Here is a 22885-nt window from a genome sequence, read left to right as displayed (position 1 = left end):
TGGACCCCATGACGTCCTCATCTGGTCCCGGCACCGGCCCCGGCCCGCATCCTGACGCGGATCCCGGGGCTGGTCCCGGTTCAGCTACCGGCCCCAGCTCCACAGCCGGTCCCGGTCCGACGGCCGGATCCCGGGCCGACGCCATCCCTGCTCGCGGCGCAGGCCCGAGCCGGGGGCGCGACTTCGGCCCCGGCTCCGAGCTGGATCCGGGGCTGAGCCTCGGCGCAGCGCCGACGCCGGGCCGGCTCGCCCGTCGGCTGCGCCTCGGCGACGCGATCGTGATCGGCCTGGCCTCGATGATCGGGGCCGGTGCGTTCGTGTCCCTCGGCGCGGCCCAGGACCTCGCCGGGGCGCTGGCTCCTGTCGCCGTGCTGATCGCGGCCGTGGTCGCGATCTGCAACGCCACCTCGACCGCGCAGCTGGCCGCCCAGCACCCCAGCTCCGGCGGCACCTACCATTTCGGCAGCCAGCAGCTCGGTCCCTGGTGGGGCTTCGTGGCCGGCTGGTGCTTCGTGATCGGCAAGATCGCGTCCTGCGCGGCGATGGCCCTGGTCATCGCCGCCTACCTGGTGCCCGAACCCGGCCAGCGGATCGTCGCGGTGCTCGTGGTGATGGCGCTGACCGCGGTGAACCTGGTGGGCATCACCCGCACCGCCGCACTCGCCCGCGTGCTCGTGACCATCGCCCTCGCGGCGCTGCTCCTGACCGCAGGCCGTCTGCTCGTGGGCCTCGTGCGCGGCGACGGGCCCAGCGCCGGGATCCTCGAGGGCGCGGGACCGGCGGACATGACGTCGGCCGGACCCGCGTTCGGCGGCGTGCCCGGCCCGCTCGCCGACGCCGCCACCGGGCTGTGGGACGGGGGACTGGCGGCCGTGCTCGGAGCCGGCACCGGCGGGATCGTCAGCGTCGCCCTCGTCGTGCTGCAGGCCGCGGCGCTGATGTTCTTCGCCTTCGCCGGATACGCCCGCGTGGCGACCCTCGGCGAGGAGGTCATCGAGCCGCGCCGCACCATCCCGCGCGCGATCCTCCTCGCGCTCGCCATGGTGTGCGCCCTGTACCTGGGCCTGTCCGCGCTGCTGGTGCTCGTCGGCCCCGCCCCCGGCGGTGAGGGCTGGGGGCCCGCGCCGTTCCTCACCGCTCTGGAATCCGTGGGCGCCGGCGGCGCCTGGTCCGTCGTGATCACGATCGGTGCGGTCGCAGCCGCCGCCGGGGCGCTGCTGGCCCTGATCGCCGGGGTGTCCCGCACGATGCTCGCCATGGCCCGCGGCGGCGACCTGCCGCGGCCCCTGGCGAAGTCCAGCAACCGCTACGCCGTGCCGCAGCGAGCCGAGATCGTCGCGGCGCTCGCCGTGCTCGCGCTGGTGCTGCTGGCCTCGGACGTGCTGGTCGCGATCGCCGCCTCCGCCTTCGGGGTGCTGCTGTACTACGCGATCGGCAACCTCGCGGCGTTCACCCAGGCCGGGGAGTGGCGGCTGTTCCCCAAGGCGCTGCAGATCGGGGGACTGATCGGCTGCGTCGTGCTGGTGGCGGCGCTGCCGGGGCGCACCGTGGTTGCCGGGGTGGTCCTGGTCGGGATCGGCGTCGCGTACCGCGCAATCGTGGTGAGAGCTCGCCGCTGATCACTGCGCGCAACTGGCCCCGGCGATTAATTAAGCCTTGACTTATATGAGGCGGACGGCGAGGATGACCGCATGCACGCACTCGATGTCCTCGGTGACCCCGTGCGGCGGCGGATCCTCGAGCTCCTCGCCGAGGGGGAGCTCGGCGCGGGCGAGATCGGCGAGTGCGTGCAGCAGGAGTTCGGGATCAGCCAGCCGGCCGTCTCCCAGCACCTGCGTGTCCTGCGCGAGCACGGATTCGCCACCGTCCGGGCTGACGGGCGCCGCCGGCTGTACGCGGTCGATGCCCGTGGCCCCCAGGAGGCCAGGGACTGGCTGACGCCCTTCGAGCGCTTCTGGCTGCCGGCGCTCGATGCCCTGGGCACCGAGCTCGCCCGCGGGCGGCGTCAGCGTCGCCTCGCCGCCGATGCCACCCCGTCGGCCGACGACGGGCCTGCCCCATCGGCCGGGGTCGGCACCTCCCGCTCGTCCACGGAACCCCTGTCCACGACATCCACATCTGCGAGTCCCGCACCCACCCACGCCGCACCGGGCATCCGGCCCATCGCGGTCCACGATCCGAAGGAGACCTGACATGGTCGACGTTCCCACCCAGCTGCAGTCCGTCACGCGGTCCTACCGCCTCGAGGAGCGCGACGGCGAGCCCGCGCACGTCCAGTCGCTCGAGCAGACCTATCCCGCCGCGCTCGCCGACGTCTGGGAGGCGGTCACCACCGCCGAGCGCATCCAGCGCTGGTTCCTGCCGATCAGCGGCGACCTGCAGCTCGGCGGCCGCTACCAGTTCGAGGGCAACGCCGGCGGCGAGATCCTCGCCTGCGAGCCGCCGGCCGACGGCATGGCGGAGTACTCCGTGACCTGGGAGATGATGGGAGGCGTGTCCTGGCTGACGATCCGCCTGGCCGCGGACGGTGAGGAGGCCACCCGCTTCGAGCTCGAGCACACCTCGCTCACCGCCGACATCCCCGCCGAGATGTGGGAGACCTTCGGCCCCGGCGCCACCGGCGTGGGCTGGGACGGCGGCCTGCTGGGCCTCGCTCTCCACCTCGGCGCCACCGAGGGCTCCCTCGCCCCCTCCGAGGCCGAGGCCTGGACGGGCACCGAGGAGGGCCGGTCGTTCTACCGCGGTGCGGCCGATGGCTGGGCCGTCGCGCATGCCGCGTCCGGGGCGGACGCCGACGTGGCTCAGCGCCTCGCCGACGCGACCTACGGCTTCTACACCGGCACCGGCACCGGCACCGGCACCGAGGCCTGACTCCGATCGGCACCGGGGCCTGACGCCGGCTGGTGCCGGAGCCTGACGTCGGTCGGGCTCACGGGTCTCAGGCTGCGCGGGCGATCACCACGAACTCCCGGCCCGGCCGGTCCGGGGCGTCCCGGATCTCCTGGACGGCGAAGCCGGCGGCCGTGAGCGAGTCCCGCAGCTCGGTCTCGCTGCGCCACCGCAGCGTCGAGGTCGAGGTGAGCGTGGAGCCGTCCTCGAAGAAGAACTCGTCGGCGAAGGTGACCAGCGGCAGGTCGACGTCGAACCGTGTGGGGCGCGAGCGCACCTGGCCCAGCCCGGGCACCTCGTGGACCGATTCAGCGGTTTCCGCCTGCCACTCCTCCCAGGCACGGCGCTCGGGCCGACGAGCCTCGAACACGAGATGGCCACCCTCGCGCACCGCGGCCCGGATCGCGGTCAGGGTGGCTGCCCACGCCTCGTCGGTCACGAACACCTGGGCGACGTTCCCGGTCATCACGGCGGCGTCGGCGCCCAGCGGGGGATCCAGCGCCGGGAGGTCGACGGCGGTGCCGTGGATCCAGTCCACGCGTCCCGCACCGGGCTTCGTGTGCGCGACCTCGAGCGACGCCAGTGCCGGATCGACCCCGGTCACCGAGAGGCCGGCGGCGGCCAGCCGCACGGCCAGCGCGCCGGTCCCGCACCCGACGTCGACCACGGTGCGGGCGCCGAGCTCCTCGAGGATCGACTCGTAGTGGTCGAGGTCGTCGCGCTCGCCGTCGAAGGTGTCATAGCAGGCGGCCAGGCGCGGATCGGCGAAGATCGCGTCAGGGTGCGCCTCGGAGGCTGAGGGGTCGGTGGCGGTGTCAGTATCGGGCTGTGGTGCGTCGTTCTCAGAGGTCACAGGGTCGACGGTAGGGGTCTGCCGACCGCGTGACCAGCGAATATTCGTCGCTGCTCTGTCATCCTGCAGCCCGTCGCCATCCTGCTCCGTGTCGCGCACGGTGTTCCTTCCCGTGGTCATGCGAACGCGGTCCAGGTCGTCTCGGCGTCGATCAGCCAGTGGTTGCGCAGGGTCAGCGCCCGTTCGGTCGCCGCGAGGATCCCGGCGACCACGAGGGACACGTTCAACCATGCCGGCAGAGAGATCGGAGAGGTGAACGTGCCGACGTTCTCGGCGACCACCTCGATCTGCGTGATGAGCTCGGCGGCCTGGGGGACCATCATCACCACCCCCACCAGGAGCACGACGATCGCGATCGCCCCGATCAGCGCACTGGCGAGCGGGAATCGCCGGCCGAACCGCGCCCGCAGCCCTTCGAGCGTGCGCGGATGCGGGTGCAGCGCTCGCGGGTACCCGCCCTCGGGGACGTGGTGCATACGGGTGAGCCCGTACGAATTGGTCGCCACCTCGATCACCCCATCGGGCACGGCGAAGGCCACCGGCGGATTCGCGATGTTCTCCTGCACCCCGTCGCGATACAGCGAAACCTGCGCGTGCTTCGAGCCCTCCGGGATCTTCCCGCCCTCGAGCTCGGCGGCGAGATAGCGGACGTCGACCGTGTACCTCGCGGGCCGGGTGCCGTCGGGCGCCGGCTCCAGATCGAACAGGGTGCGCGTGGCCAGCTGCCACCAGCGGAAGCGCTTCAGCGCGCTGCCGTCCCCCGGACGGGCGCGGCGCAGCTGCCGTGAGCGTCGCAGTCGCGTGAACATGATCCTCCCGGGGCCGTTCGGGGCGGATCGTCGTCCCGCCCTCAGCACCCATTGCACCGGACCAGGGGCCGACGGCACCAGTGCGATCTGTCATCTCCTTCCAAGGGATGAGGGCTGGCCGAGGGTTGGCCGAGGAGGACTGGACAAGGAGGACTGTAGAAGGAGGGAAGGCAGGGTCAGCCGGCGCGCAGCTCCTGGGGCAGTTCCTCGAGCAGCCGCAGCCATAGCTCGGAGCTCGTGGGGTAGCTCGGCACCGCGTGGCGCAGCACGTGCACCGGCACCTGACCGACGATCGCGATGGTCGCCGCGTGGATCAGCTCGGAGGCCTCCGGGCCCACGAAGGTGGCACCGACGAGAGTCCCCGTCTTCCGGTCGACGACCAGCTGGGCGGTGCCCGTGACGTCGTCCCGCAGCAGGGAGGAACCGGCAGCCCCGCCGAAGGGGACCTGCGCGGTGACCACGTCGTGGCCGGCGTCGCGCGCGGCCTTCTCGGTCAGGCCCACGCTGGTGACCTGTGGATCCGAGAACACCACCTGGGGGACCGGGACGATCTCGGGAACCGGCTCGAGCCGCCCGTCGGTCGCACCCGCCCGGATCGCCTGCCCGATCACCCGGGCGCGGTACTTGCCCCAGTGCGTCAGAGGCGCGTCCCCGCTCGCATCGCCCACGGCGTGCAGCCACGACGGCAGGGCGGTGCTCTCCGAGCTGTCGCCTGCCGAGTCGGCGCCCGCAGAGCCGCCCGTCGCCGGATGCTCCGCCTCGATCACGTCGTCGGCGCTCAGGCCCAGGGCGTCGAGGCCCACGTCGCTCAGGCGCGGGGTGCGCCCGGTCGCGACCAGGACCTCGTCCCCGCCGATCTCGCGGTCACCCTGCGCGTCCTGGAGCTGCAGGCTCACGCGGCCGCCATGAATCCGGCCCAGCCCGGCGTCGCGGGCGTCGGTGCGCTGGCCGGAGAGCACCGAGGTGTCGAGCTGCACCGTGACCCCGAGGTCTCTCAGCGCCTCCAGCACGTGCTCGCCGGCGAACGGTTCGAAGCCCGTGAGCAATCCGGCGCCGCGCACGAGGAGCGTGACCTGGGAGCCGAGCGCCGCCATCCAGGTCGCGGCCTCGACGGCGACCACGCCGCCGCCGACGATCAGCAGCTCGTCCGGTACGTCCTGCACGCCGGTCGCGTCCCGGGAGGTCCATGGCTGCACAGCGCGCAGGGGCTCGGGGATGACGGCCTGGGAGCCGGTGGCGATCACGACGGCGCGGGTCGCTCGCACGAGCGTCCGCTCCCCGCCGTCGGGCCCTTCCACGCGCACCTCGCGCTCGCCGACGAGCCGGCCGTGGCCGCGCACGACCTGCATCCCAGCGCCCTCGGCCCACCGCACCTGGCCGGTGTCGTCGTAGTGCGAGACCCAGATGTCGCGTCGCGCCAGCAGGGCGTCGCGGTCGACCTCCGGGGTGGAGATGCCCTCCAGATGCGAGGCGGCATCGGCCACCGAGAGCGGCCGCAGCAGGGCCTTGGACGGCATGCACGCGTAGTAGGAGCACTCGCCGCCCAGCAGCTCGCCCTCGATCAGCACGGCGGTGAGATCCGTGCCCTCGATCGCGTACTGGGCGACGTTCTCGCCGACGGGACCGCCACCGATCACGACGACATCGGCGGTGATCACGGACGGAGTTTCGGTCGGCGTCTCGGGGGCGTCACTGGTGGCGGCATCGGTCGTGTCGGCGGCGGTGTCTGAGGGGGAGGACTGTGCATCGGAAGCCATGTCGGCACGCTACGCCTGGCTCAGGGCGGAGTCACGGGGTGCGGGCACTCCGTGTCCTCCGGGGCGAGCACCCGTGACCGGACGGGGCTCCGTCCCTGCTGACGAGGGATCCGCGTCTTTCCTCCCCAGTGCCCGACAATTCACAGCTGCGCGCCGGACGCTCGACTGTCGGACGTTCTCCGTAGGCTCGGGGCATGAGAATCCTGCACACCTCGGACTGGCATCTGGGGCGCACGCTGCACAAGGTCGATCTGCACGAGCACCAGGCCGCCTTCCTCGACTGGCTGGTGGACCTCGTGACGGAGCGGCAGGTCGACGTGGTCGTCATCCCTGGTGATGTGTACGACCGTGCAGTCCCCGCAGTGACCAGCGTGAAGCTGCTCGATTCCGCCCTCGCCCGGCTCGCCGGCACGGGCGCGACCGTGGTGCTGACCTCCGGCAACCACGATTCCCCGGAGCGGCTCGGCTTCGGCCGCGGACTCATGAGGGCCGGCATCCACCTGCTCACCGACGTCCCCGGCATCGAGCATCCCGTCTCCGTCGAGGACGAGCACGGCGAGGTGCTCTTCTTCGGCCTGCCCTACCTCGAACCGGATCGTGTGCGCACCGAGCTCGTGGCCGACGGGGAACCACCGCTGGCCCGCAGCCACGAGGCCGTCACCCGCGCCGCCCTCGAGAGGGTGCGCGAGCGCGCGACCGCTCATCCCGGCGCCCGCACCGTCGTGCTCGCCCATACCTTCGTCACCGGTGGCGAGGCGAGCGACTCCGAGCGCGACCTGTCCGTCGGCGGCGTGGACTCCGTGCCCGCCGGCGTGCTGAGCGGCATCGACTATCTCGCCCTCGGCCACCTCCACGGCTGCCAGGACCTCACGCGCACCGTCGGGGCACCGGCCTGGTACTCCGGCTCCCCGTTGGCCTTCTCCTTCTCGGAGCAGGCCCATCGCAAGTCCGTGCTGCTCGTCGACCTCGGTGCACCCGGCGCCGCCGACGGCGACCGCGCCGTGGTCGCCGTGGAACGGATCGAGACTCCCGTGCCTCGCCGCCTCACCGAGCTGCGCGGCACCCTCGAGCAGATCCTCGCGCAGAGCGAGGAGCATGGCAGCGACTGGGTGAAGGCGATTGTCACCGACCCTGCGCGGCCCGCCCACCTGCAGGAACAGCTCCGTGAGGGGTACCCGCACCTGCTGCTCACGGAGTACGCCCCGGAAGGTCGGGAGGCGCGGGAGGGCACTCCTGTGGTGCGACGCGAGGCGAACCCACTCGAGGTGATGGACCAGTTCCTCGCCGACGTCACCGGTGGCGCGCCCACCAGCGCCGAGCATGACGTGATCGAGCGCGCCTACCGCCACGTGCGTCGCCAGCAGGAGGCCTCATGAAGCTCCACCACCTGCGCCTGACCGCGATCGGCCCCTTCGCCGGCACCGTCGAGGTCGACCTCGCCGCGCTCGGCGCGAGCGGCATGTTCCTGCTCGAGGGGCCGACGGGATCTGGCAAGTCCACGATCCTCGATGCGATCGCCTACGCGCTCTACGGGCAGGTCGCCGGGAGCGTCACCAGCGACGCCCGGATCCGCTCCCAGTTCGCGCAGCCCACCGAGCCCAGCGTCGTGGACCTCGTGTTCGAGACCTCCTCGGGGATCTACCGGGTGCGCCGCCAGCCCGAGTTCCAGCGCCCCAAGATGCGCGGCACGGGCACCACGAAGGAGCAGGCCAAGGCCGTGCTGTGGCGGATCGGCTCCCCACAGCTCATCCCCTCCGTGATCGCCGACGAGGTGGGCGGCGGGGGAGGCGTCGACGCGATCGCCACCCGAATCGACGAGGTGGGCCGCGAGATCCAGCGCGCCGTGGGCCTGACCCGTGACCAGTTCACGCAGACCGTGCTGCTGCCGCAGAACGAGTTCGCTCGCTTTCTGCGCGCCGGCACCGGGGAGCGGCAGCTGGTGCTGCAGCGCGTCTTCGGCACCGAGACCTACGCCGCCGTCGAGAAGCAGCTCGAGGAGATGCGCAAGACCGCCAAGCGCCAGGTCGACCAGGCGCAGCAGACCCTCGGCACCGCGCTGGCCCGCTTCACCGAGGCCACCGCCCTGGAGACCGAGCAGGTCACCGCCCTGGACGACCATGCCCAGGCGCTGCGCCTGGAACCGCTGGCCGCAGCGGCCGACGAGCACCTCGCCGCCGTCACCACCCGTGCCTCCGCGGCACGCGACGCCGCCCAGACCGCCACGACCGCGGAGCAGTCCGCCCGCACGGCCGCCGAGACCGCCCGCACCGCCCGCAAGCGCATCGACCGCCGCCGCGAGCTCGATGCGCTCTCGGCGCGGCTCACCGCGGACAAGCCCGCCGTCGAGACGGCCCGGCGCTCCCTGCAGCGCGACGAGACCGCCCGCCCCGTCGCCGACATCCTGCGCCGTCGAGACCTCGCCGCCGCCCAGGCCGCCACCGCGATCGAGGCCCTCGCCCAGCTCGCCACCACCACACGCCCGGAGCATCCCTCGCTCGTGGACCTGCTCGAGGCCGACGACGCCGCCACCGCGCTCACCGCCGCGGCCGATGAGGCCACGACCGCCGCCGGCACGCTCGCCGACCTCGTCGCCCTCGAAGCCGCCCTCCCTGCCCGCGAACAGAAGCTCACCGCGCGCCGCTCGACCCTCGTGGAGACGACGGCCGCGCTGAGGGCGCTCACCGAGCAGCTCGGCGCGCGCCCGGCCCAGCGCACCGAGCAGGTCACCGCCCGCGACACCGCCCGCACCGCCGCGCGCGCCCTCGGCGACGCCCGGCTCGCGCTGCGCACTGCGACGGAGCGCCAGCAGGCCACCACAGCCGCCGCGACCCAGCAGGCGAAGGTCCAGGTCGCCCACGAGCAGGCCGTCGCGACGCTGCGCACCGCCCAGGACCGCGCCGCCACGGAGGCTGATCTGCGCCGCCGCCGCTTCGCCGGGATCGCCGCCGAGCTCGCCGTGGACCTCGCCGACGGGGACGCCTGCCCGGTATGCGGCGCCCTCGAGCATCCCCATCCGGCCGGCGCCGCCGAGGACGCCGTGAGCCCCGAGCAGGTCGAGGCCGCCGAGAAGGCCCGCCAGCAGGCAGAGGCCGCGCACGCCCGCGCCGAGCAGGCCCACGCCCTGGCCGACCAGGAGCTCACCCGCCTCCGCGAAGCCGCCGGCGACCTCACCCCCGAGACCGCGAAGGCCGCCGTCGACGCCGCGACCTCGCAGGTCACCGTCGCACAGCAGGCCGAGAAGAAGGCCGCCGAGATCGATGCGACGATCACGGCCTTCGACGAGGAGACCGACCGCCTCACCCAGCGCAAGGGGACCGACGGCCTCGCCGTCGAACGCGAGCGCACCGCCATCGAGGAGGCCACCCGGGCCCTGACGGCCGACAGCGCGAAGGTCACCGAGGCCCGCGGCGAGGACGACTCCATCGCGACCCGCCGGCTCGCCCACCTCACCCGCGCCCGCGCCGCCACCGCGCTGCGCGAGGCACTGCGCACCCGCACCGAGGCCTCCACCCGCGCCGACGAGCTCGCCGAGGAAGCCACCACCGCCCTCACCGCCGCCGAGCTGACCACCGCGGAGGACGCCCGCGCCGCCGTGCTCGAGACATCGGAGCGCCGCCGCCTCGAAGCCCTCGTCCAGAAGCGCGCGGTGGACGAGTCCCGGCTCACCGACGGCCTCTCCGAGGAGGGCATCGAGACCACCGTCGCCACCGCCGAGGCCCAGGACTCAGCCGACGCCGCCCTCACCGCGGCCACGGCCACGCACACCGCTGCTCAGGAGTCGGCTCAGGAGGCCGGTGGCCTCGCCGCCCGCCTCGGCGCCGTCGCCGAACGCGGCGCAGCCGCCCGCACGGTGCTGCAGACCGCCACGGACCAGGTGCGCACCGTCAGCGAGGACGCCGGCGTGGTGGTGCGGGTCGCCGACCTCGCGACCGGCAGATCGAGCGACGGCGACCGCGTGCAGCTGTCCACCTACGTGCTCATGTGGCGGCTGGACGCCGTGGTGGAGGCAGCCAACGCCCGCCTCGCCCTGTTCTCCGGCTCCGACCTCGAGCTGCTCCGGGACACCGGCGCCCGCGGCGCCCGCAAGACCGGCCTCGACCTGCTGGTGCTGGACCGGCGCACCGATCAGGTGCGCGTGCCCGAGACCCTCTCCGGCGGCGAGACCTTCTTCGTGTCCCTGGCCCTCGCCCTGGGCCTGGCCGACATCGTCATGGGTGAGGCCGGCGGGGTGCAGATGGAGACCCTGTTCATCGACGAGGGCTTCGGCAGCCTCGACCCGGAGACCCTCGAGACCGTGGTGCGGGAGATCGGCCGGCTCGCCGAGACCGGCCGCGTGATCGGCATCGTCAGCCACGTGGGCGACATGAAGGCCCAGATCGCCGAGCAGATCCATGTGCGCCGCGGCGCGGACTTCCGCTCCACCCTCAGCGTGACGGCCTAGCGAGGAGACAACGGGACGGCGCGATCCGGGACCGTCGGGCGGAAGGCTCGTGTGACAGCGCGGACACATTCTCCGCCGCACCCGTACGCCCCAGTGCGGAATGATGGAGCAACGCCTGCGACCAGCGCGGGAGACCCCGATCATCGGGCTCCCGACGGAAGGACCACCATGACCGACTCCTCCCTCCCTGCCACCCCTGCCCCAGGGTCCGCGATCATCGGAACCGGCCACTACCGGCCCGAACGGATCCTGACCAACGTGGACCTCGAGTCGATCGTCGAGACGAGCGACGACTGGATCCGCCGACGCACCGGCATCGAGGGGCGGCACATCGCGGCCGAGTCCGAGACCGTCGCGCAGATGGCCACCCACGCGGCCCGCGCCGCTCTCGAGGACGCCGGCATCGAACCGTCCGAGGTCACCCAGGTGATCGTCGCGACCTGCTCCGACGAGGAACGCTCCCCGAGTGCAGCCGGTCGCGTCGCGCAGGCCCTCGGGCTCTCCGCCCCGGCCGCCTTCGACATCGGTGCCGCCTGCTCCGGCTTCAGCCACGCCCTGGCAGTCGCCGATCAGGGCATCCGGGCAGGCGCCTCGCGCACCACTCTGGTCATCGGCGCGGAGAAGCTCTCCGCCAAGACCGACTACACCGACCGCACCACCTGCATCCTCACCGCGGACGGCGCCGGCGCGGCCGTGGTGCAGGCCGCCGAGGAGCCCGGCATCCATCCCGTGGTGTGGGGGACCGTCCCCGACCTCGTCGACGCCGTGACGATCAGCCCGCCGTCCGGGTGCTTCTCCCAGAACGGACGCCAGGTTCTCGGCTGGGCGCTGCGCGAGGCACCCGGCATCGCCGAGCGCGTGGTCGCCGCCGCCGGGCTGCAGATGTCGGACATCGACGTCTTCGTCCCGCACCAGGCGAACCTGCGCATGATCGAACCGCTCGCCGCATCCCTCGACCTGCGCGAGGACGCCATCGTCGCCGACGACGTCACCACCTCCGGCAACACCTCCGCCGCCACGATCCCGCTGGCGATCTCCCGGATGCGCGAGGCCGGCCGCCTCCCCGCCGGCGCCACCGCGCTGCTCCTCGGCTTCGGCGGCGGCTTCTCCTACGCCGGCCAGGTCGTGCGCCTGCCCTGAGCGGGATGGGCCCGGAGCGTGACGGGCCCGGAGCGGGGACGTCCCTGCGCCCGCTCCGTAAACTGGGCCCATGGCGCAGATCATCGTGTACGGGCACCGAGAATCCATCCAGCGACGACGCTCGGCGCTCTCCGACGCGATCCATGGCGCTGTCATGACGGCGCTCGACTACCCGGCCGAGAAGCGGTTCCACCGCTTCATCGCGCTGGAGCCGGAGGACTTCCTCCACCCCGAGAACCGCGGATCGGACTACACGATCATCGAGATCTCGATGTTCGAGGGCCGCAGCGACATCGCGAAGCGAGCCGTGATCGCCGAGCTCTTCGCACGTCTCGAGCGGGACGTCGGGATTCTCGCCCACAGCGTCGAGGTGACGATCACCGAGACCCCGACGGTGAACTGGGGAATCCGCGGAGCCAACGCCGCAGACCTCAGTCTGGGGTATCAGGTCGACGTCTGATCCTCGGAGGCGGCAGTCGCGTCGTCGCCCGCCTCGCCGCCTGCTTCGTCGGCCGATACCCCGTCGACCGCACGATCCAGCGGCCGCTCGTGCACGAACAGCGGCACCCGCCACCTGGTGAGCATCGGCGCGACCAGCGCCCCGAGCAGGGCGCCGAGCGAGTTCGCGAACACGTCGTCGATGTCGGCGATCCGCACCCCGCACGGGTACAGCCCCCAGGCGCCGGTGTACTGGGTGGCCTCGATGAGCACCGACAGCATCACGCCGATCGCCAGCGATGTGGTCGTGTCCAGCCGGAACACTCCGCGCAGCACCATTCCCAGCGGCACGAACAGCACGACGTTCGAGAGCAGCTGCAGCACCGGGAAGCTCAGCGCCAGGCCCAGGATGCTCACCCCGCTGTCGTGCAGCTGGAGGATGTCGGTCACCCAGCTGAAGGGATAGGGGTGCAGCTTGCCGCCCGCCCGATTCCGGCAGGTCGCCGCGATCTCGTAGGCGGGCGCGACCGTGAGCCCGGCCAGGGACATCGTGTACACGCAGATCACGGCGACGCCCGCCAGGCGGTTCGGTCGCACCCGGCCGAATCGGCGTCGCTGGAGCAGGAGGGCGGGTCCCAGGATCACGACGAACACGCCGATCCCACCGACCACCCCCACCAGACCCAGGCGCAGCAGCTCGCTCACGGGGGAACCGTACGGGGCGATGCTGGATGGGACCAGACCCCCGAGACCGGTCCCTCGCCCCGACCCTTCCCTCGACCGAGAAACGCCCTCGACGGGGACCCGCCCGTCGACCGGGACCCGCCCCTCGGCCGGGCCTCCCACCACGGTATGATCACGGTCGGCACCCCGGACTGATTCCCGTCGCCACCTGCCTATCTAGGCTGGGACCATGATCGAGACGTGGACCTGGCAGATCCCCTTCGCCCTGGTGGGCGGCACGGTCGTGTTCCTCGGCGTCCTCGTTCCCGCGGTCCTCGTCCAATACTCGGCGTACGGCCGGCTCAGCCTCACGCGGTTGCTGGGCACCGCGGCGCTGTCCGTCTATGGGGTGGCCCTGGTGGCGTACACGCTGCTCCCGCTGCCGGATCCGTCGGTGTGCGTGGGCCGCAGCGGCGGCGCGGTGCAGGTGATCCCGGGTGCGGTGATCGCCGATATCGCCCGCATCGTCGGCGAGAACGGGATCGGCTCCTCCTTCGCCCTCGCGACCATCGCGCAGCCTCTGCTGAACATCGTGCTGTTCATCCCGCTGGGACTGCTCGTGCGTGCGATGACCGGTCGCGGGATCCCCACGGCGATCCTCCTCGGACTCGCCGCCTCGCTGCTGATCGAGACCACGCAGTACACCGGCCTGTGGGGGATCTACGACTGCGGCTATCGCGTGGCGGACGTCGATGACCTGCTCACGAACACCGCCGGCGCCCTGATCGGGGCCGTGGCAGCGCCCTTCGTCGCCAGCTGGGTGCCGCGCCCGGCGGCCCTCGCCGCGCTGCCCCCGCAGCCCGTCACCCGAATCCGTCGCCTGCTGGGCTCGGCGCTCGACGCCGCTCTCATCTCCGTGATGCCCGCGATGCTGCAGACCGTCGCCGTGCTCGCCATGGCGCTCGTCTGGACGGTCGCGACAGGGGCGAGGGAGCTGCCCTACGCGGCGCTCACCACCGCCGCGCTCCTGCAACCGGTGGCGCTCCTCGTCGGCGTGCTGCTCACTGTGGTGCTGCCGGCACTGCGGGGGAGCGGCGCCTCGCCCGGGCAGCGGCTGGTCGCGATCCGGCCGCTGTGGGACGGCCGACGGGGGAGCCGCCGTCGTCGTCTGCTGCGTGCCCTGCCGGTAGCCGGCGTCTATGCCCTGGCGCCCGGCCTCGCCGACCTCGCCGCCGGAGCCCACGTGCCGCTCGTGCCCTCGCTGCTGAACGCGGCCGCGGCCGCCGTGGTGCTCGGAACCCTGGTCGTGGTGCTGTTCGTGGACCGCAACGGCCTGTCCGGGCGGATCAGCGGCGCGCAGATGGTGGACCGGAGGACGCCGACGACGCCATCGATCTCGACGCCACCGAACCCGACGCCGCCGTACTCGCCGCCGTCGATCTCGACGGACGCTGACTCTTGAGCACCTTCATCGTGAAGCGGGAGGAGATCTTCGAGACCCCCGGGATCGTGATGATCTGCTCGGTGAGGAAGTGCTCGTACGCCTCGAGGTCGCTCACCGCGACGCGCACGAAGTAGTCGGGGGAGCCGAACAGACGGTTCAGCTCGATCACCTCGTCGAAGGCGGCGACCGTGGTCTCGAAGTGCTCCACAGTGCCGCGGTCGTACGCGGTGAGGTCCACGTCGAGGATCACCTCGAAGGCCCGCCCCAGCGCCTCCGGCGAGATCTGTGCGGCGTACCCGAGGATCACGCCGTCGGCCTCCAGACGCTGCACCCGGCGCAGGCACGGCCCGGGGGTGAGGTGCACGCGATCGGCCAGCGCGACGTTCGAGAGTCGCCCGTCCTCACGGAGGTTCTCGAGTATTGCGCGATCCACGTCATCAATGCTCATATATTGCATAGTAGGGTATCTGGACTGCTGCATGCGCAATCCTCAGAAGCCCTGATCTTGCGATGATTGCTCCTGTGACGGAATTGATCAGCGCAGAGGGTGGCCTCCGGAATGGCCGCACGGCGGCGGCGCCGACGGGCCCCGGCTATGACCCACTGCCCGGAGCCGGCTGTGAGGCCGACCGCGGGGCCGAGCAGAGGGCCGAGCAGAGGGCCGGGCGCGGGGCCGAGCGAGAGGCAGGACGTGGAGCTGAGCGCGGGGCCGACGAGCGGGCGCACGCCACGGAGGTGCGCGATGCGTTCGACGCCATCCCTGTCGGCGAGAGCGCGCCCGCTCTTGCCCCCGCCGATCCTCCGCAGACCGCCGGGACGCGCCGCCAGGAGATCGCCACCGGTGTGCGCCTCTCCTTCGCGGCCGGTCTGGGCATGTTCCCCATCGGCATCGCCTTCGGCATGCTCGTGGTGCAGACCGGCCTGCCCTGGTGGGTCGCCCCGGGCCTGTCGATCTTCCTCTTCTCCGGTTCCGTCGAGCTGCTGCTCGTGGGGCTGATGGCCGTCGGGACCCCGCTGGCGACGATCGCGCTCACGGCAGTTCTCGTGAACTTCCGCCACGTCTTCTACGCCTTCTCGTTCCCTCTGCGCGTGGTGCGCCACCCGCTGGCTCGCCTCTACTCCCTCTATGCGCTGATCGACGAGGCCTACGCCGTCTCCGCCGCGCGGCCGGGCACCTGGACCGGCGCGCGACTGGTCGCCATGCAGCTCGCCTTCCAGAGCTACTGGGTGGGCGGTGGCCTTGTGGGCGTCGCGATCGGCTCGTTCCTGCCGGGTCGTATCGAGGGCCTCGAGTACGCCCTGTGCGCCCTGTTCATCACGCTCACCCTCGACGCCTGCCGGTCCCGCCGCCAGGTCCCCTCGCTGCTGCTGGCCGGGCTCGCCCTGAGCCTCGCTCTGCTGCTGGTCCCGGGATCCGCGCTGTTCGTGGGCATGATCGGCTTCGTATCCCTGCTCGCCGTGCGTTACCTGTTCACCGCGAGAAGAGCCGATCGACGTCGGCCCGCCGTGCCGGATGCCCTTGGCGATCAGAGCGCGCTTCAGGACGCCGCCAGGGGCGCTGCCCAGGTTCCATCGTGCGCCACGCAGGGGGCCGATCGTGCCTGAGGCCTGGTACTACCTGGCTGTGCTCGTGATCGGCCTGGTCATCACGTTCTCCCTGCGAGCCGTACCCTTCGCGATCCTCGGCCCGCTGCAGGAGTCGCGCTTCGTGGGCGTCATGGCGCTGTGGATGCCGGTGGGGATCCTCGCGATCCTCGCCGTCTCCACGCTGCGCAGCTCGATCGACGCCGATCCCGACCGCCTCGTCCCGGCGGCGATCGCGACCGTGGTGACCATCGCCGCGCATCTGCTGGGCGGCCGGCGCACGCTCCTCAGCGTCGGGCTCGGCACCCTCACCTTCGTGCTCCTGGTGAATCTGTTCTGACCAGGCGCAGCATGACCTCCTGGTCTTGCCCCTGCTCATGCCTCTGCCGCTTCGACTGCTCCTGCTCCTGCCGCTGCCGCTGCGATTGTTCCGGGCGATCCGTCGGACCATCCCGATAGGATGGAGAAAGCCCTGTCCGTCGGGGCCGACGCCGCCCCGCATCCTGGCCGTGAACGCTCACGCGACCCCCGGGGATTGAAACCTTTCGAGCCCTTCCGGAGGACCCGTGGACTCCCTCACCGTCCAGATCATCGTCACCGTCCTGGCGGGTCTGGCCTACATCGTCGGACTCACCGGGATCGTCGTCCCCGTGCTGCCCGGCACCATCACGATCGCGATCGCGACCCTGGTCTGGGCCATCGTGATCGGCGGCTGGCCCGCCTGGATCGTCTTCGCCATCGTGCTGGTGCTCAGCGCGATCGGCATGACCACCAGCTACGTGCTCACCGGCCGGAAGCTGCACGCCGCCGAGGTGCCGATGTGGCCGATCTATGTGGGCATCGCCGCCGGCATCGTCGGCTTCTTCGTGATCCCGCTGCTGGGGCTCCCGATCGGCTTCGTGCTCGGCCTGTGCATCAGCGAGGCCGTCCGGCAGAAGGACCTGAGCAAAGGCCTCGGCTCCGCCTGGATCGCGGTCAAGGCGCTCGGCGTGGGCATCATGATCGAGTTCTCGCTGGCCATGCTCTCCACGATCGTGTTCGCGGTCGGCGTCGTCGTCCACTTCGTGACCGCATGACCAGCCCCGTCCCCGGCCCCAGCCCGCGCTCCGCCGCGACTCCCGGCACCACGCCCGACGCTGCCCCCATGCCCGACCCTGCCTCCACGACCGACGCTGTCCCCACCCGCGCCGCCTCGACCGCCGGCGGTTCGCCCGCTCCCGCCCGCGGAAGCGCACCCGACCCTGCTGACGGCACCGCGCCCACCTCCGCGCCGCGCCCGATCGCGAACATCGAGCGCGACCACCCCGCCGTGCTGGTCCCGGGCCTGAAGCGCCTGCTCAAGGGCTCATGGGAGCAGCGCACCTGGTTCTCCCTGGCCGTGCTCGGCGCGACCGTCTTCGCGCTGCTGCAGATCGCGACCTCCTCGATCATCGGGCGCGTCACCGAGAACGTCGTCGTGCCGTCCTTCGCCGGCGGCGAGCCGCAGATCGGCCTCATCGTCGGCGGCGGCCTCGCGATCTTCGGCATCGCCGTGGCCCGCGCGGTGACCGTGATGGCCCGCCGCATCTTCGCCGCCGCCGCCCAGTTCGACCTGTTCCGCCTCTACCGCGAGCGTCTCACCGCGGTCTACGCGAAGGTGCCGCTGCTGTGGCACCGCCGTCAGTCCACCGGCACCCTGCTGAGCTCCGTGTACTCCGACGTCGAGGCCGCGTTCTTCGCGATGGCGCCCTTCCCGTTCGCGCTGTCCACGATCGTGATGCTCGTCTATGCGACGGTCGTCGTGGCCCGCATCGACGCCGTGATCCTGCTGGTCATGCTCGCGTTGATCGTGCTGCTGATCATCCTCAACGTGCTGCTGCAGCGCTTCGCGACCCCGATCGCGGTGCGCTCCCAGCGGCTTCGCGCCGAGGTCGCCGAGATCGCCCACGAGTCCTTCGACGGCGCGAACGTCGTGAAGTCCCTGGGTCGCGAGGACGTCGAGGAGAAGCGCTTCACCCGCGCGGCGGACGACCTGCGCGAGACGGGCATCCGCTTCGGCTACGTGCGCGGCTGGTTCGACCCCGCGATCGACGCCCTGCCCAACCTCGGCATCCTCGCCGTCGCCGTGCTCGGCGCGTGGCGCATCGGCGACGGGCACCTCACCACGGGCCAGCTCGTCGAGGTCGCGTACCTGTTCACCCTGATGTCCCTGCCGATCCGCTCCTTCGGCTGGGTGCTCGGCGACCTCTCGCGCACCGTCGTCGGCGGCGGCCGCGTGCAGCAGATCCTCGACGTCACCGAGCAGCGCACCTACGGCCCCGACGCCCTGCCCGAGGGTCCCGGCGTGCTCACCTTCGACGAGGTCTCCTTCGTCTACCGCGACGACCCCGCCCAGGTCATCCTCGGTCGCGGCGCACGCGCCGAAGACCATCTGCGCACCTCTGCGGCGCTGCACGGGGTCACCCTGCGCGCTGATCCGGGCGCCGGCACGCGCGTGCTGGCCGTCGTCGGCGCCACCGGCTCGGGCAAGTCCACCCTCGCCCTGCTCGCCGCCGGGCTCGTTGACCCCGACCAGGGCGCCATCTCCGTGGACGGCGCGGACCTGCGCACCCTCACGGCCGACGCCCTCACCGCGGATGTCGCCCTGGTGCTCCAGCAGGCCTTCATCTTCGACGACACCGTGCGCGAGAACGTCACCCTCGGCGAGGACATCGACGAGGAGACGATCCGCTGGGCGCTGCGCGTGGCCCAGGCCGAGAGCTTCGTGAACGCCCTGCCCAACGGCCTCGACACGGAGCTGGGGGAGCGCGGCGGATCGCTCTCCGGCGGGCAGCGCCAGCGCATCGCCCTGGCCCGTGCCCTCGCACGCAGGCCCCGCCTGCTGATCCTCGACGATGCGACCAGCGCCTGCGACCCCACCGTGGAGCTCGCGATCCTCGACGGGATCCGGCGCGAGATGACCTCGTCCACGCTGCTGCTGATCGCCTACCGCAAGTCCACGATCTCCCTCGCCGACCAGGTCGTCTTCCTCGACCACGGGCGCGTGGCCGCCAGCGGCACCCACGAGGAGCTGCGCACGGGCAGCGAGGGCTACCGCTCCCTGGTCGATGCGTACGACGAAGCGGCGATCTCCCACAACCTGCTCGAGTCGTCGGGACCGCAGCCCAGCGACGGCCCCGATCCCAGCATCGCCGTGGACGCCGACCGGGCCCGCACCGTCTCCGCCGCGGTGGAGCGCCACGGCGAGGGCAGGTACCGCCGCGAGGATGTCACCCCCGATGGGGAGTGCGAGTGCGAGCCGCCCGCGACCACCGGGGCGATGCATGCGCTCCCGCCGGATCCGACCGAGCTCGACCCTGTCGGCCCGGACGGTGTGGAGCCGCGCCCCGTCGGCCCGGATGCGCCGCGTCCCGTCGGCCCGGACGGTGCGGAGGCGGACCACGTCGGCCCGGAACCGGACCCGCCGCGCCCCGTCGGCCGCCACGAGGCGCGCCCCGCACCCGACTCAGCCCCGCGCGACGAGAAGGAGGATGGCCGATGACCGCCGCACCCGCAGCCGACCGCGCCGAGTCCTCCGCCCTCGGCAGCGAGACCACCGCCGACGAGTCCGCGCTGCACACGATCCGGCGCGGCCTCGCGCTGACCCCGGAGCTGCTGCGCGGCATCTGGATCACCCTGCTGCTGGCCGTGGTCGCCACCGGCGGCAAGGTCGTCGTGCCGATCGCGGTGCAGTCCATCCTGGACCGCGGCATCATCGCCCCCGAACAGCCCGACCTCGCCTTCGTCGCCGGCGCCGCCGGTCTCGCCGCCCTGGTCCTGCTGGTCACCGCCTCCTGCAACGTGCTGATGAACCGTCGGCTGTTCCGGCTCGCCGAGACCTCGCTGGCCACTCTGCGCAAGCGCGCCTTCCGCCACATCCACGACCTCTCGCTGCTCACCCAGGGCACCGAGCAGCGCGGCGCGCTCGTGTCCCGTGTGACCAGCGACGTCGACACCGTCAGCCAGTTCATGAGCTTCGGCGGCATCATGCTCGTGGTGATGAGCATGCAGCTCGTGCTCGCCACCGCTGTGATGGCCTTCTACTCCTGGCCGCTCGCCCTCGTGGTGTGGATCTGCTACATCCCGATCCTGCTCATCATGGGGTCGCTGCAGAAGCGCATCCGCGCTCGCTTCCAGCAGGTCCGCGCGAACGTGGGCACCATGCTCGGCTCCGTGTCGGAGTCCCTCGTCGGCGCCGCCACCGTGCGTGCCTACGGCGTCGAGGACCGCACCCGCGCCGGCCAGTTCGAGCGGGTCCGGGATGTGCGCAACGCCCAGTTCTCCGTGCTGAAGCCGCAGTCCGCCTCGTTCTTCCTCTCCGAATCGGCCGACGGTCTCGCCACTGCCGTGGTGGTCGTGGTCGGGATCCTGCTGGGCACCGAGGCGTTCGGCGCGAACCTGCCCGGCGCGGATCTCACCGCCGGCGGCGTCATCGCGTTCGTCTTCCTCGTGTCGCTGTTCAGCCAGCCGGTGCGGATGGGCATCGAGATGCTCTCGGAGGCCCAGAACGCGGTGGCCGGCTGGCGGCGCGTGCTCGGCGTGCTCGACACCCCGGCCGACGTCGCCGACCCCGGCGGCGCCATGGACCCCCACACCGGCAAGCGCCTGGATCCCGTGCCCGGCGCGGCCGAGCTGCCCGACGGTCTGCTCGACATCGAGATCCGTGACCTGCGGTTCTCCTACCCGACGGGCCCGGAGGTTCTGCACGGCATCACCGTGGACCTCCCCGCCCGCAGCCGCATCGCGATCGTGGGGGAGACCGGCAGCGGCAAGACCACCTTCGCCAAGCTGCTGACCCGCATGATGGATCCCGCCAGCGGCGAGCTGCTCATCGGCGGGGTGCCCGTACACCTCATCCCGTACGCCTCGCTGCGCTCGCGCGTGATCATGGTGCCGCAGGAGGGCTTCCTCTTCGACACCACGGTCGCCGGCAACCTCCTCTACGGCCGGCCCGGCGCCACCGAGGCCGAGATGCACCAGGCGCTCGCTGAGCTGGGCCTGGGCACCTGGGCCGACGAGCTCCCCGAGGGTCTGGCCACCCCCGTCGGCCAGCGCGGCGAGTCCCTCAGCGCCGGAGAGCGGCAGTTGGTCGCCCTGGCCCGTGCCTATCTCGCCGACCCCGACGTGATCGTGCTCGATGAGGCCACCAGCGCCGTGGACCCCGCGGCGGACGTACGCCTGCAGCAGGCCATCGACGGCCTCGCCCGCGGCCGCACCACGATCACCATCGCCCATCGCCTCTCCACCGCGGAGCGCGCCGACCGGATCATGGTGCTCGACGGCGGCGACCTCGCCGAGCACGGCACCCACGCCGAGCTGGTCGAACTCGAGGGCGGGATCTACGCGGGCCTGCACCGCTCCTGGGTGGCGCATCGGGCGTCGCGGTGACCAGGGCGGCCGGGTCGGGCAGCGGGCGGTTCCCGGGCCAGCTGCTCTGGCCCACTGCTCCAGCCAGCTGATCTGGCTGACTACTGGCCGACTGCTCCAGCCAGCTGATCCGGCTGGCTACTGGCCGACTGCTCCGGCCAGCTGATCTGGCTGACTGCTCTGGCCGACTGCTTCGGCCAGCTCGTGGAGGAGTCCCCATCGACACCGGCGGGTTGCCCGGTCACTCTTTGTCCTGCAGGGGTGGCCGGAGGACCGGCCGCTCTGCGTCGGAGAGGACCGACGGTCGCGTGGGATGAGGGGGCGGGCCATGGGAACGAAGCACGACGCCGGAGGCACGGATACGGATGCGGATGCAGGCAGGGGCAGTGGCATGGGTACGGAGGCGAGCACTGGCCGGGAACCACGGGCTGACGTGCCTCGGGCCGAGGTGCCGGTTCCCGGGGCGAAGCGATCCCTGCGAGCCGTGCTCACGGTTGTGCTCGGGGCCATCGCTACGCTCGTGTCCGCTTTCGCGACCCTGATAGCGGCTGCGTCCGCTCGCATCACCTACTACCTGCCGCCGCCGGACGGCTCCACGGAGGCCACCGAGCATCAGGACTGGATCGAGAGCGTGCTGGTCCTGATCCCCGTGACGCTTCTCGGCGGTCTGCTCGCGCTCGTGACGACCGTGCTCAGCTTCGTGGCCTTGGTGCGCGGGCGGGAGGCAGCGTCCTGGCGGCTCGCCCTGGCCGCTCTCGCCCTCGTCCTTGTCTTCGCGGTGCTCATCGCCGTACCGTTCCTGCTGAGCAGGGCCGGGACCTACTGACGCGGAAGGTGGTGACGCTGGTGCCTTTCAGGGTGGAGTGCGACGGGGAGGTCTTCATGGTCTCGTGCGGTGCTCCCGGCAACTACAGCTATGCCTGGACCTCGGGCCCGAATGCTCAGTACGGGTTCTCTCTCGCTGCCCACAACTCACCACCGTTGGAGATGGCCGATCATCTGGCGAACATTCGGAACTTCCTGGAGCAGATCGACCCGGAGACGGGGTACATCGAAGACTGAGACCTGGGGCACATCCGGCATAGCCGTCCATGCCGGCAAGGACCTAGAATCCTGGACGTGCCGGATCCCGTGAACCCTCCCGTCCCCTCGATCTCCGCTCGCGACGAGCCCCGCTTCGGAAGTGCCGAGCGCAAAGAAGCTCTCGCGGCGTCTTTCCAGGGCCAGGGCGAGGACTACGACCGACTCCGGCCCGGCTATCCGCCCGCTACGCTCGACGCGATCCTCGCCGAGATGAACGGCGACCACCTGACAGCAGCCGGTGCATGCGCCGTTGACACCGACGGCACCGCACGCCCTGCGGCCTCCACCGCTCCTCGCGCTGTCGACCTCGGGGCCGGCACCGGCAAGCTCTCGTGGGCTCTCGCTGCTAGCGGACATGCCAATCTCCCTGTAGGCGGACACGGACTTCCTTGCTGACGG

At 72.0% G+C, this 22885-nt stretch carries 20 protein-coding genes; 15 read left to right on the top strand and 5 right to left on the bottom strand.

The features are described from left to right. The first annotated feature begins 8 nt into the window (after positions 1-8). The 3 genes from INT49_RS15865 to INT49_RS15855 all read left to right on the top strand — a co-directional run bounded on the left by INT49_RS15865 (position 9) and on the right by INT49_RS15855 (position 2871). Positions 9-1619 carry an APC family permease gene (locus tag INT49_RS15865; RefSeq protein ID WP_193118729.1) on the top strand — a complete coding sequence of 537 codons (1611 nt, stop codon included), beginning with the start codon at positions 9-11 and terminating at the stop codon, positions 1617-1619. A 72-nt stretch (positions 1620-1691) separates the two neighbouring features. Then, positions 1692-2192, top strand: coding sequence for an ArsR/SmtB family transcription factor (locus INT49_RS15860; protein WP_193118728.1), 501 nt, complete (start codon positions 1692-1694; stop codon positions 2190-2192). Between the two features lies 1 nt (position 2193). After that, a complete protein-coding gene (locus INT49_RS15855) occupies positions 2194-2871 on the top strand; it encodes an SRPBCC domain-containing protein (protein WP_193118727.1) in 678 nt (225 codons plus the stop codon). A gap of 67 nt (positions 2872-2938) precedes the next feature. On the opposite strand, the gene INT49_RS15850 is transcribed toward INT49_RS15855, so the two are convergent. The 3 genes from INT49_RS15850 to INT49_RS15840 all read right to left on the bottom strand — a co-directional run bounded on the left by INT49_RS15850 (position 2939) and on the right by INT49_RS15840 (position 6308). Beyond that, complete coding sequence (locus INT49_RS15850) at positions 2939-3742, bottom strand: class I SAM-dependent methyltransferase (protein WP_319021658.1); 804 nt, start codon at positions 3740-3742, stop codon at positions 2939-2941. 116 nt (positions 3743-3858) lie between these two features. Beyond that, entirely contained in the window at positions 3859-4551 is a 693-nt protein-coding gene (locus INT49_RS15845; protein WP_193118725.1) for a hypothetical protein, read from the bottom strand. Positions 4552-4727: 176 nt separating this feature from the next. Continuing rightward, on the bottom strand, positions 4728-6308 hold the full coding sequence (locus tag INT49_RS15840; RefSeq protein ID WP_193118724.1) for a dihydrolipoyl dehydrogenase family protein: 1581 nt from the start codon (positions 6306-6308) through the stop codon (positions 4728-4730). A 194-nt stretch (positions 6309-6502) separates the two neighbouring features. Here INT49_RS15840 and INT49_RS15835 point away from each other — a divergent pair, with 194 nt between their 5' ends. From INT49_RS15835 to INT49_RS15820, 4 genes are all read left to right on the top strand, one after another. Continuing rightward, a complete protein-coding gene (locus INT49_RS15835) occupies positions 6503-7684 on the top strand; it encodes an exonuclease SbcCD subunit D (RefSeq protein ID WP_193118723.1) in 1182 nt (393 codons plus the stop codon). Next, positions 7681-10749, top strand: a complete 3069-nt coding sequence (locus INT49_RS15830; protein WP_193118722.1) for an AAA family ATPase — start codon at positions 7681-7683, stop codon at positions 10747-10749. The genes INT49_RS15835 and INT49_RS15830 overlap by 4 nt, the downstream gene beginning before the upstream one ends. Positions 10750-10917: 168 nt before the next feature. Beyond that, positions 10918-11889: a beta-ketoacyl-ACP synthase III gene (locus INT49_RS15825; RefSeq protein WP_193118721.1), complete on the top strand. Its 972-nt coding sequence runs from the start codon at positions 10918-10920 to the stop codon at positions 11887-11889. Positions 11890-11959: 70 nt separating this feature from the next. Further along, positions 11960-12349: a tautomerase family protein gene (locus tag INT49_RS15820; protein ID WP_193118720.1), complete on the top strand. Its 390-nt coding sequence runs from the start codon at positions 11960-11962 to the stop codon at positions 12347-12349. Here INT49_RS15820 and INT49_RS15815 read toward each other — a convergent pair. Then, positions 12334-13032: a VanZ family protein gene (locus INT49_RS15815; protein ID WP_193118719.1), complete on the bottom strand. Its 699-nt coding sequence runs from the start codon at positions 13030-13032 to the stop codon at positions 12334-12336. The two genes, INT49_RS15820 and INT49_RS15815, sit on opposite strands and share 16 nt — an antisense overlap. Positions 13033-13240: 208 nt before the next feature. Here INT49_RS15815 and INT49_RS15810 point away from each other — a divergent pair, with 208 nt between their 5' ends. Continuing rightward, positions 13241-14452, top strand: a complete 1212-nt coding sequence (locus INT49_RS15810; RefSeq protein WP_193118718.1) for a VanZ family protein — start codon at positions 13241-13243, stop codon at positions 14450-14452. On the opposite strand, the gene INT49_RS15805 is transcribed toward INT49_RS15810, so the two are convergent. Next, positions 14337-14882 carry an Lrp/AsnC family transcriptional regulator gene (locus tag INT49_RS15805; protein WP_193118717.1) on the bottom strand — a complete coding sequence of 182 codons (546 nt, stop codon included), beginning with the start codon at positions 14880-14882 and terminating at the stop codon, positions 14337-14339. The two genes, INT49_RS15810 and INT49_RS15805, sit on opposite strands and share 116 nt — an antisense overlap. A gap of 74 nt (positions 14883-14956) precedes the next feature. On the opposite strand from INT49_RS15805, the gene INT49_RS15800 reads away from it, so the two are divergent. The 7 genes from INT49_RS15800 to INT49_RS15770 all read left to right on the top strand — a co-directional run bounded on the left by INT49_RS15800 (position 14957) and on the right by INT49_RS15770 (position 22465). Then, complete coding sequence (locus INT49_RS15800; protein WP_319021657.1) at positions 14957-16039, top strand: AzlC family ABC transporter permease; 1083 nt, start codon at positions 14957-14959, stop codon at positions 16037-16039. After that, positions 16032-16358, top strand: a complete 327-nt coding sequence (locus tag INT49_RS15795) for a branched-chain amino acid transporter permease (RefSeq protein ID WP_319021656.1) — start codon at positions 16032-16034, stop codon at positions 16356-16358. Before INT49_RS15800 ends, INT49_RS15795 begins: the two co-directional genes overlap by 8 nt. A 226-nt stretch (positions 16359-16584) precedes the next feature. Then, on the top strand, positions 16585-17094 hold the full coding sequence (locus INT49_RS15790; RefSeq protein WP_193118715.1) for a DUF456 domain-containing protein: 510 nt from the start codon (positions 16585-16587) through the stop codon (positions 17092-17094). After that, the gene (locus INT49_RS15785; RefSeq protein WP_226850715.1) at positions 17091-19538 is read left to right on the top strand and encodes an ABC transporter ATP-binding protein; all 2448 of its coding nucleotides are present in this window, start codon (positions 17091-17093) and stop codon (positions 19536-19538) included. The genes INT49_RS15790 and INT49_RS15785 overlap by 4 nt, the downstream gene beginning before the upstream one ends. Beyond that, on the top strand, positions 19535-21424 hold the full coding sequence (locus INT49_RS15780) for an ABC transporter ATP-binding protein (RefSeq protein WP_193118714.1): 1890 nt from the start codon (positions 19535-19537) through the stop codon (positions 21422-21424). Before INT49_RS15785 ends, INT49_RS15780 begins: the two co-directional genes overlap by 4 nt. A 499-nt stretch (positions 21425-21923) precedes the next feature. Then, a complete protein-coding gene (locus tag INT49_RS15775; RefSeq protein ID WP_193118713.1) occupies positions 21924-22229 on the top strand; it encodes a hypothetical protein in 306 nt (101 codons plus the stop codon). Positions 22230-22249: 20 nt separating this feature from the next. After that, positions 22250-22465: a hypothetical protein gene (locus INT49_RS15770; protein WP_226850713.1), complete on the top strand. Its 216-nt coding sequence runs from the start codon at positions 22250-22252 to the stop codon at positions 22463-22465. The last annotated feature ends 420 nt before the right edge of the window (positions 22466-22885 follow it).

The organism is Brachybacterium tyrofermentans, assembly GCF_014897585.1.
In the GTDB taxonomy this organism is placed as follows: Bacteria; Actinomycetota; Actinomycetes; order Actinomycetales; family Dermabacteraceae; genus Brachybacterium; species Brachybacterium tyrofermentans.
This window is presented reverse-complemented; position numbering and strand designations above follow the sequence as displayed.

Excerpts from the sequence above, each read along its gene's own strand:
- INT49_RS15865 (WP_193118729.1), top strand. The coding sequence starts at position 9 with ATGACGTCCTCATCTGGTCCCGGCACCGGCCCCGGCCCGCATCCTGAC.
- INT49_RS15860 (WP_193118728.1), top strand. The coding sequence starts at position 1,692 with ATGCACGCACTCGATGTCCTCGGTGACCCCGTGCGGCGGCGGATCCTC.
- INT49_RS15855 (WP_193118727.1), top strand. The coding sequence starts at position 2,194 with ATGGTCGACGTTCCCACCCAGCTGCAGTCCGTCACGCGGTCCTACCGC.
- INT49_RS15845 (WP_193118725.1), bottom strand. The coding sequence starts at position 4,551 with ATGTTCACGCGACTGCGACGCTCACGGCAGCTGCGCCGCGCCCGTCCG.
- INT49_RS15840 (WP_193118724.1), bottom strand. The coding sequence starts at position 6,308 with ATGGCTTCCGATGCACAGTCCTCCCCCTCAGACACCGCCGCCGACACG.
- INT49_RS15835 (WP_193118723.1), top strand. The coding sequence starts at position 6,503 with ATGAGAATCCTGCACACCTCGGACTGGCATCTGGGGCGCACGCTGCAC.
- INT49_RS15830 (WP_193118722.1), top strand. The coding sequence starts at position 7,681 with ATGAAGCTCCACCACCTGCGCCTGACCGCGATCGGCCCCTTCGCCGGC.
- INT49_RS15825 (WP_193118721.1), top strand. The coding sequence starts at position 10,918 with ATGACCGACTCCTCCCTCCCTGCCACCCCTGCCCCAGGGTCCGCGATC.
- INT49_RS15820 (WP_193118720.1), top strand. The coding sequence starts at position 11,960 with ATGGCGCAGATCATCGTGTACGGGCACCGAGAATCCATCCAGCGACGA.
- INT49_RS15810 (WP_193118718.1), top strand. The coding sequence starts at position 13,241 with ATGATCGAGACGTGGACCTGGCAGATCCCCTTCGCCCTGGTGGGCGGC.
- INT49_RS15805 (WP_193118717.1), bottom strand. The coding sequence starts at position 14,882 with ATGAGCATTGATGACGTGGATCGCGCAATACTCGAGAACCTCCGTGAG.
- INT49_RS15785 (WP_226850715.1), top strand. The coding sequence starts at position 17,091 with ATGACCAGCCCCGTCCCCGGCCCCAGCCCGCGCTCCGCCGCGACTCCC.
- INT49_RS15780 (WP_193118714.1), top strand. The coding sequence starts at position 19,535 with ATGACCGCCGCACCCGCAGCCGACCGCGCCGAGTCCTCCGCCCTCGGC.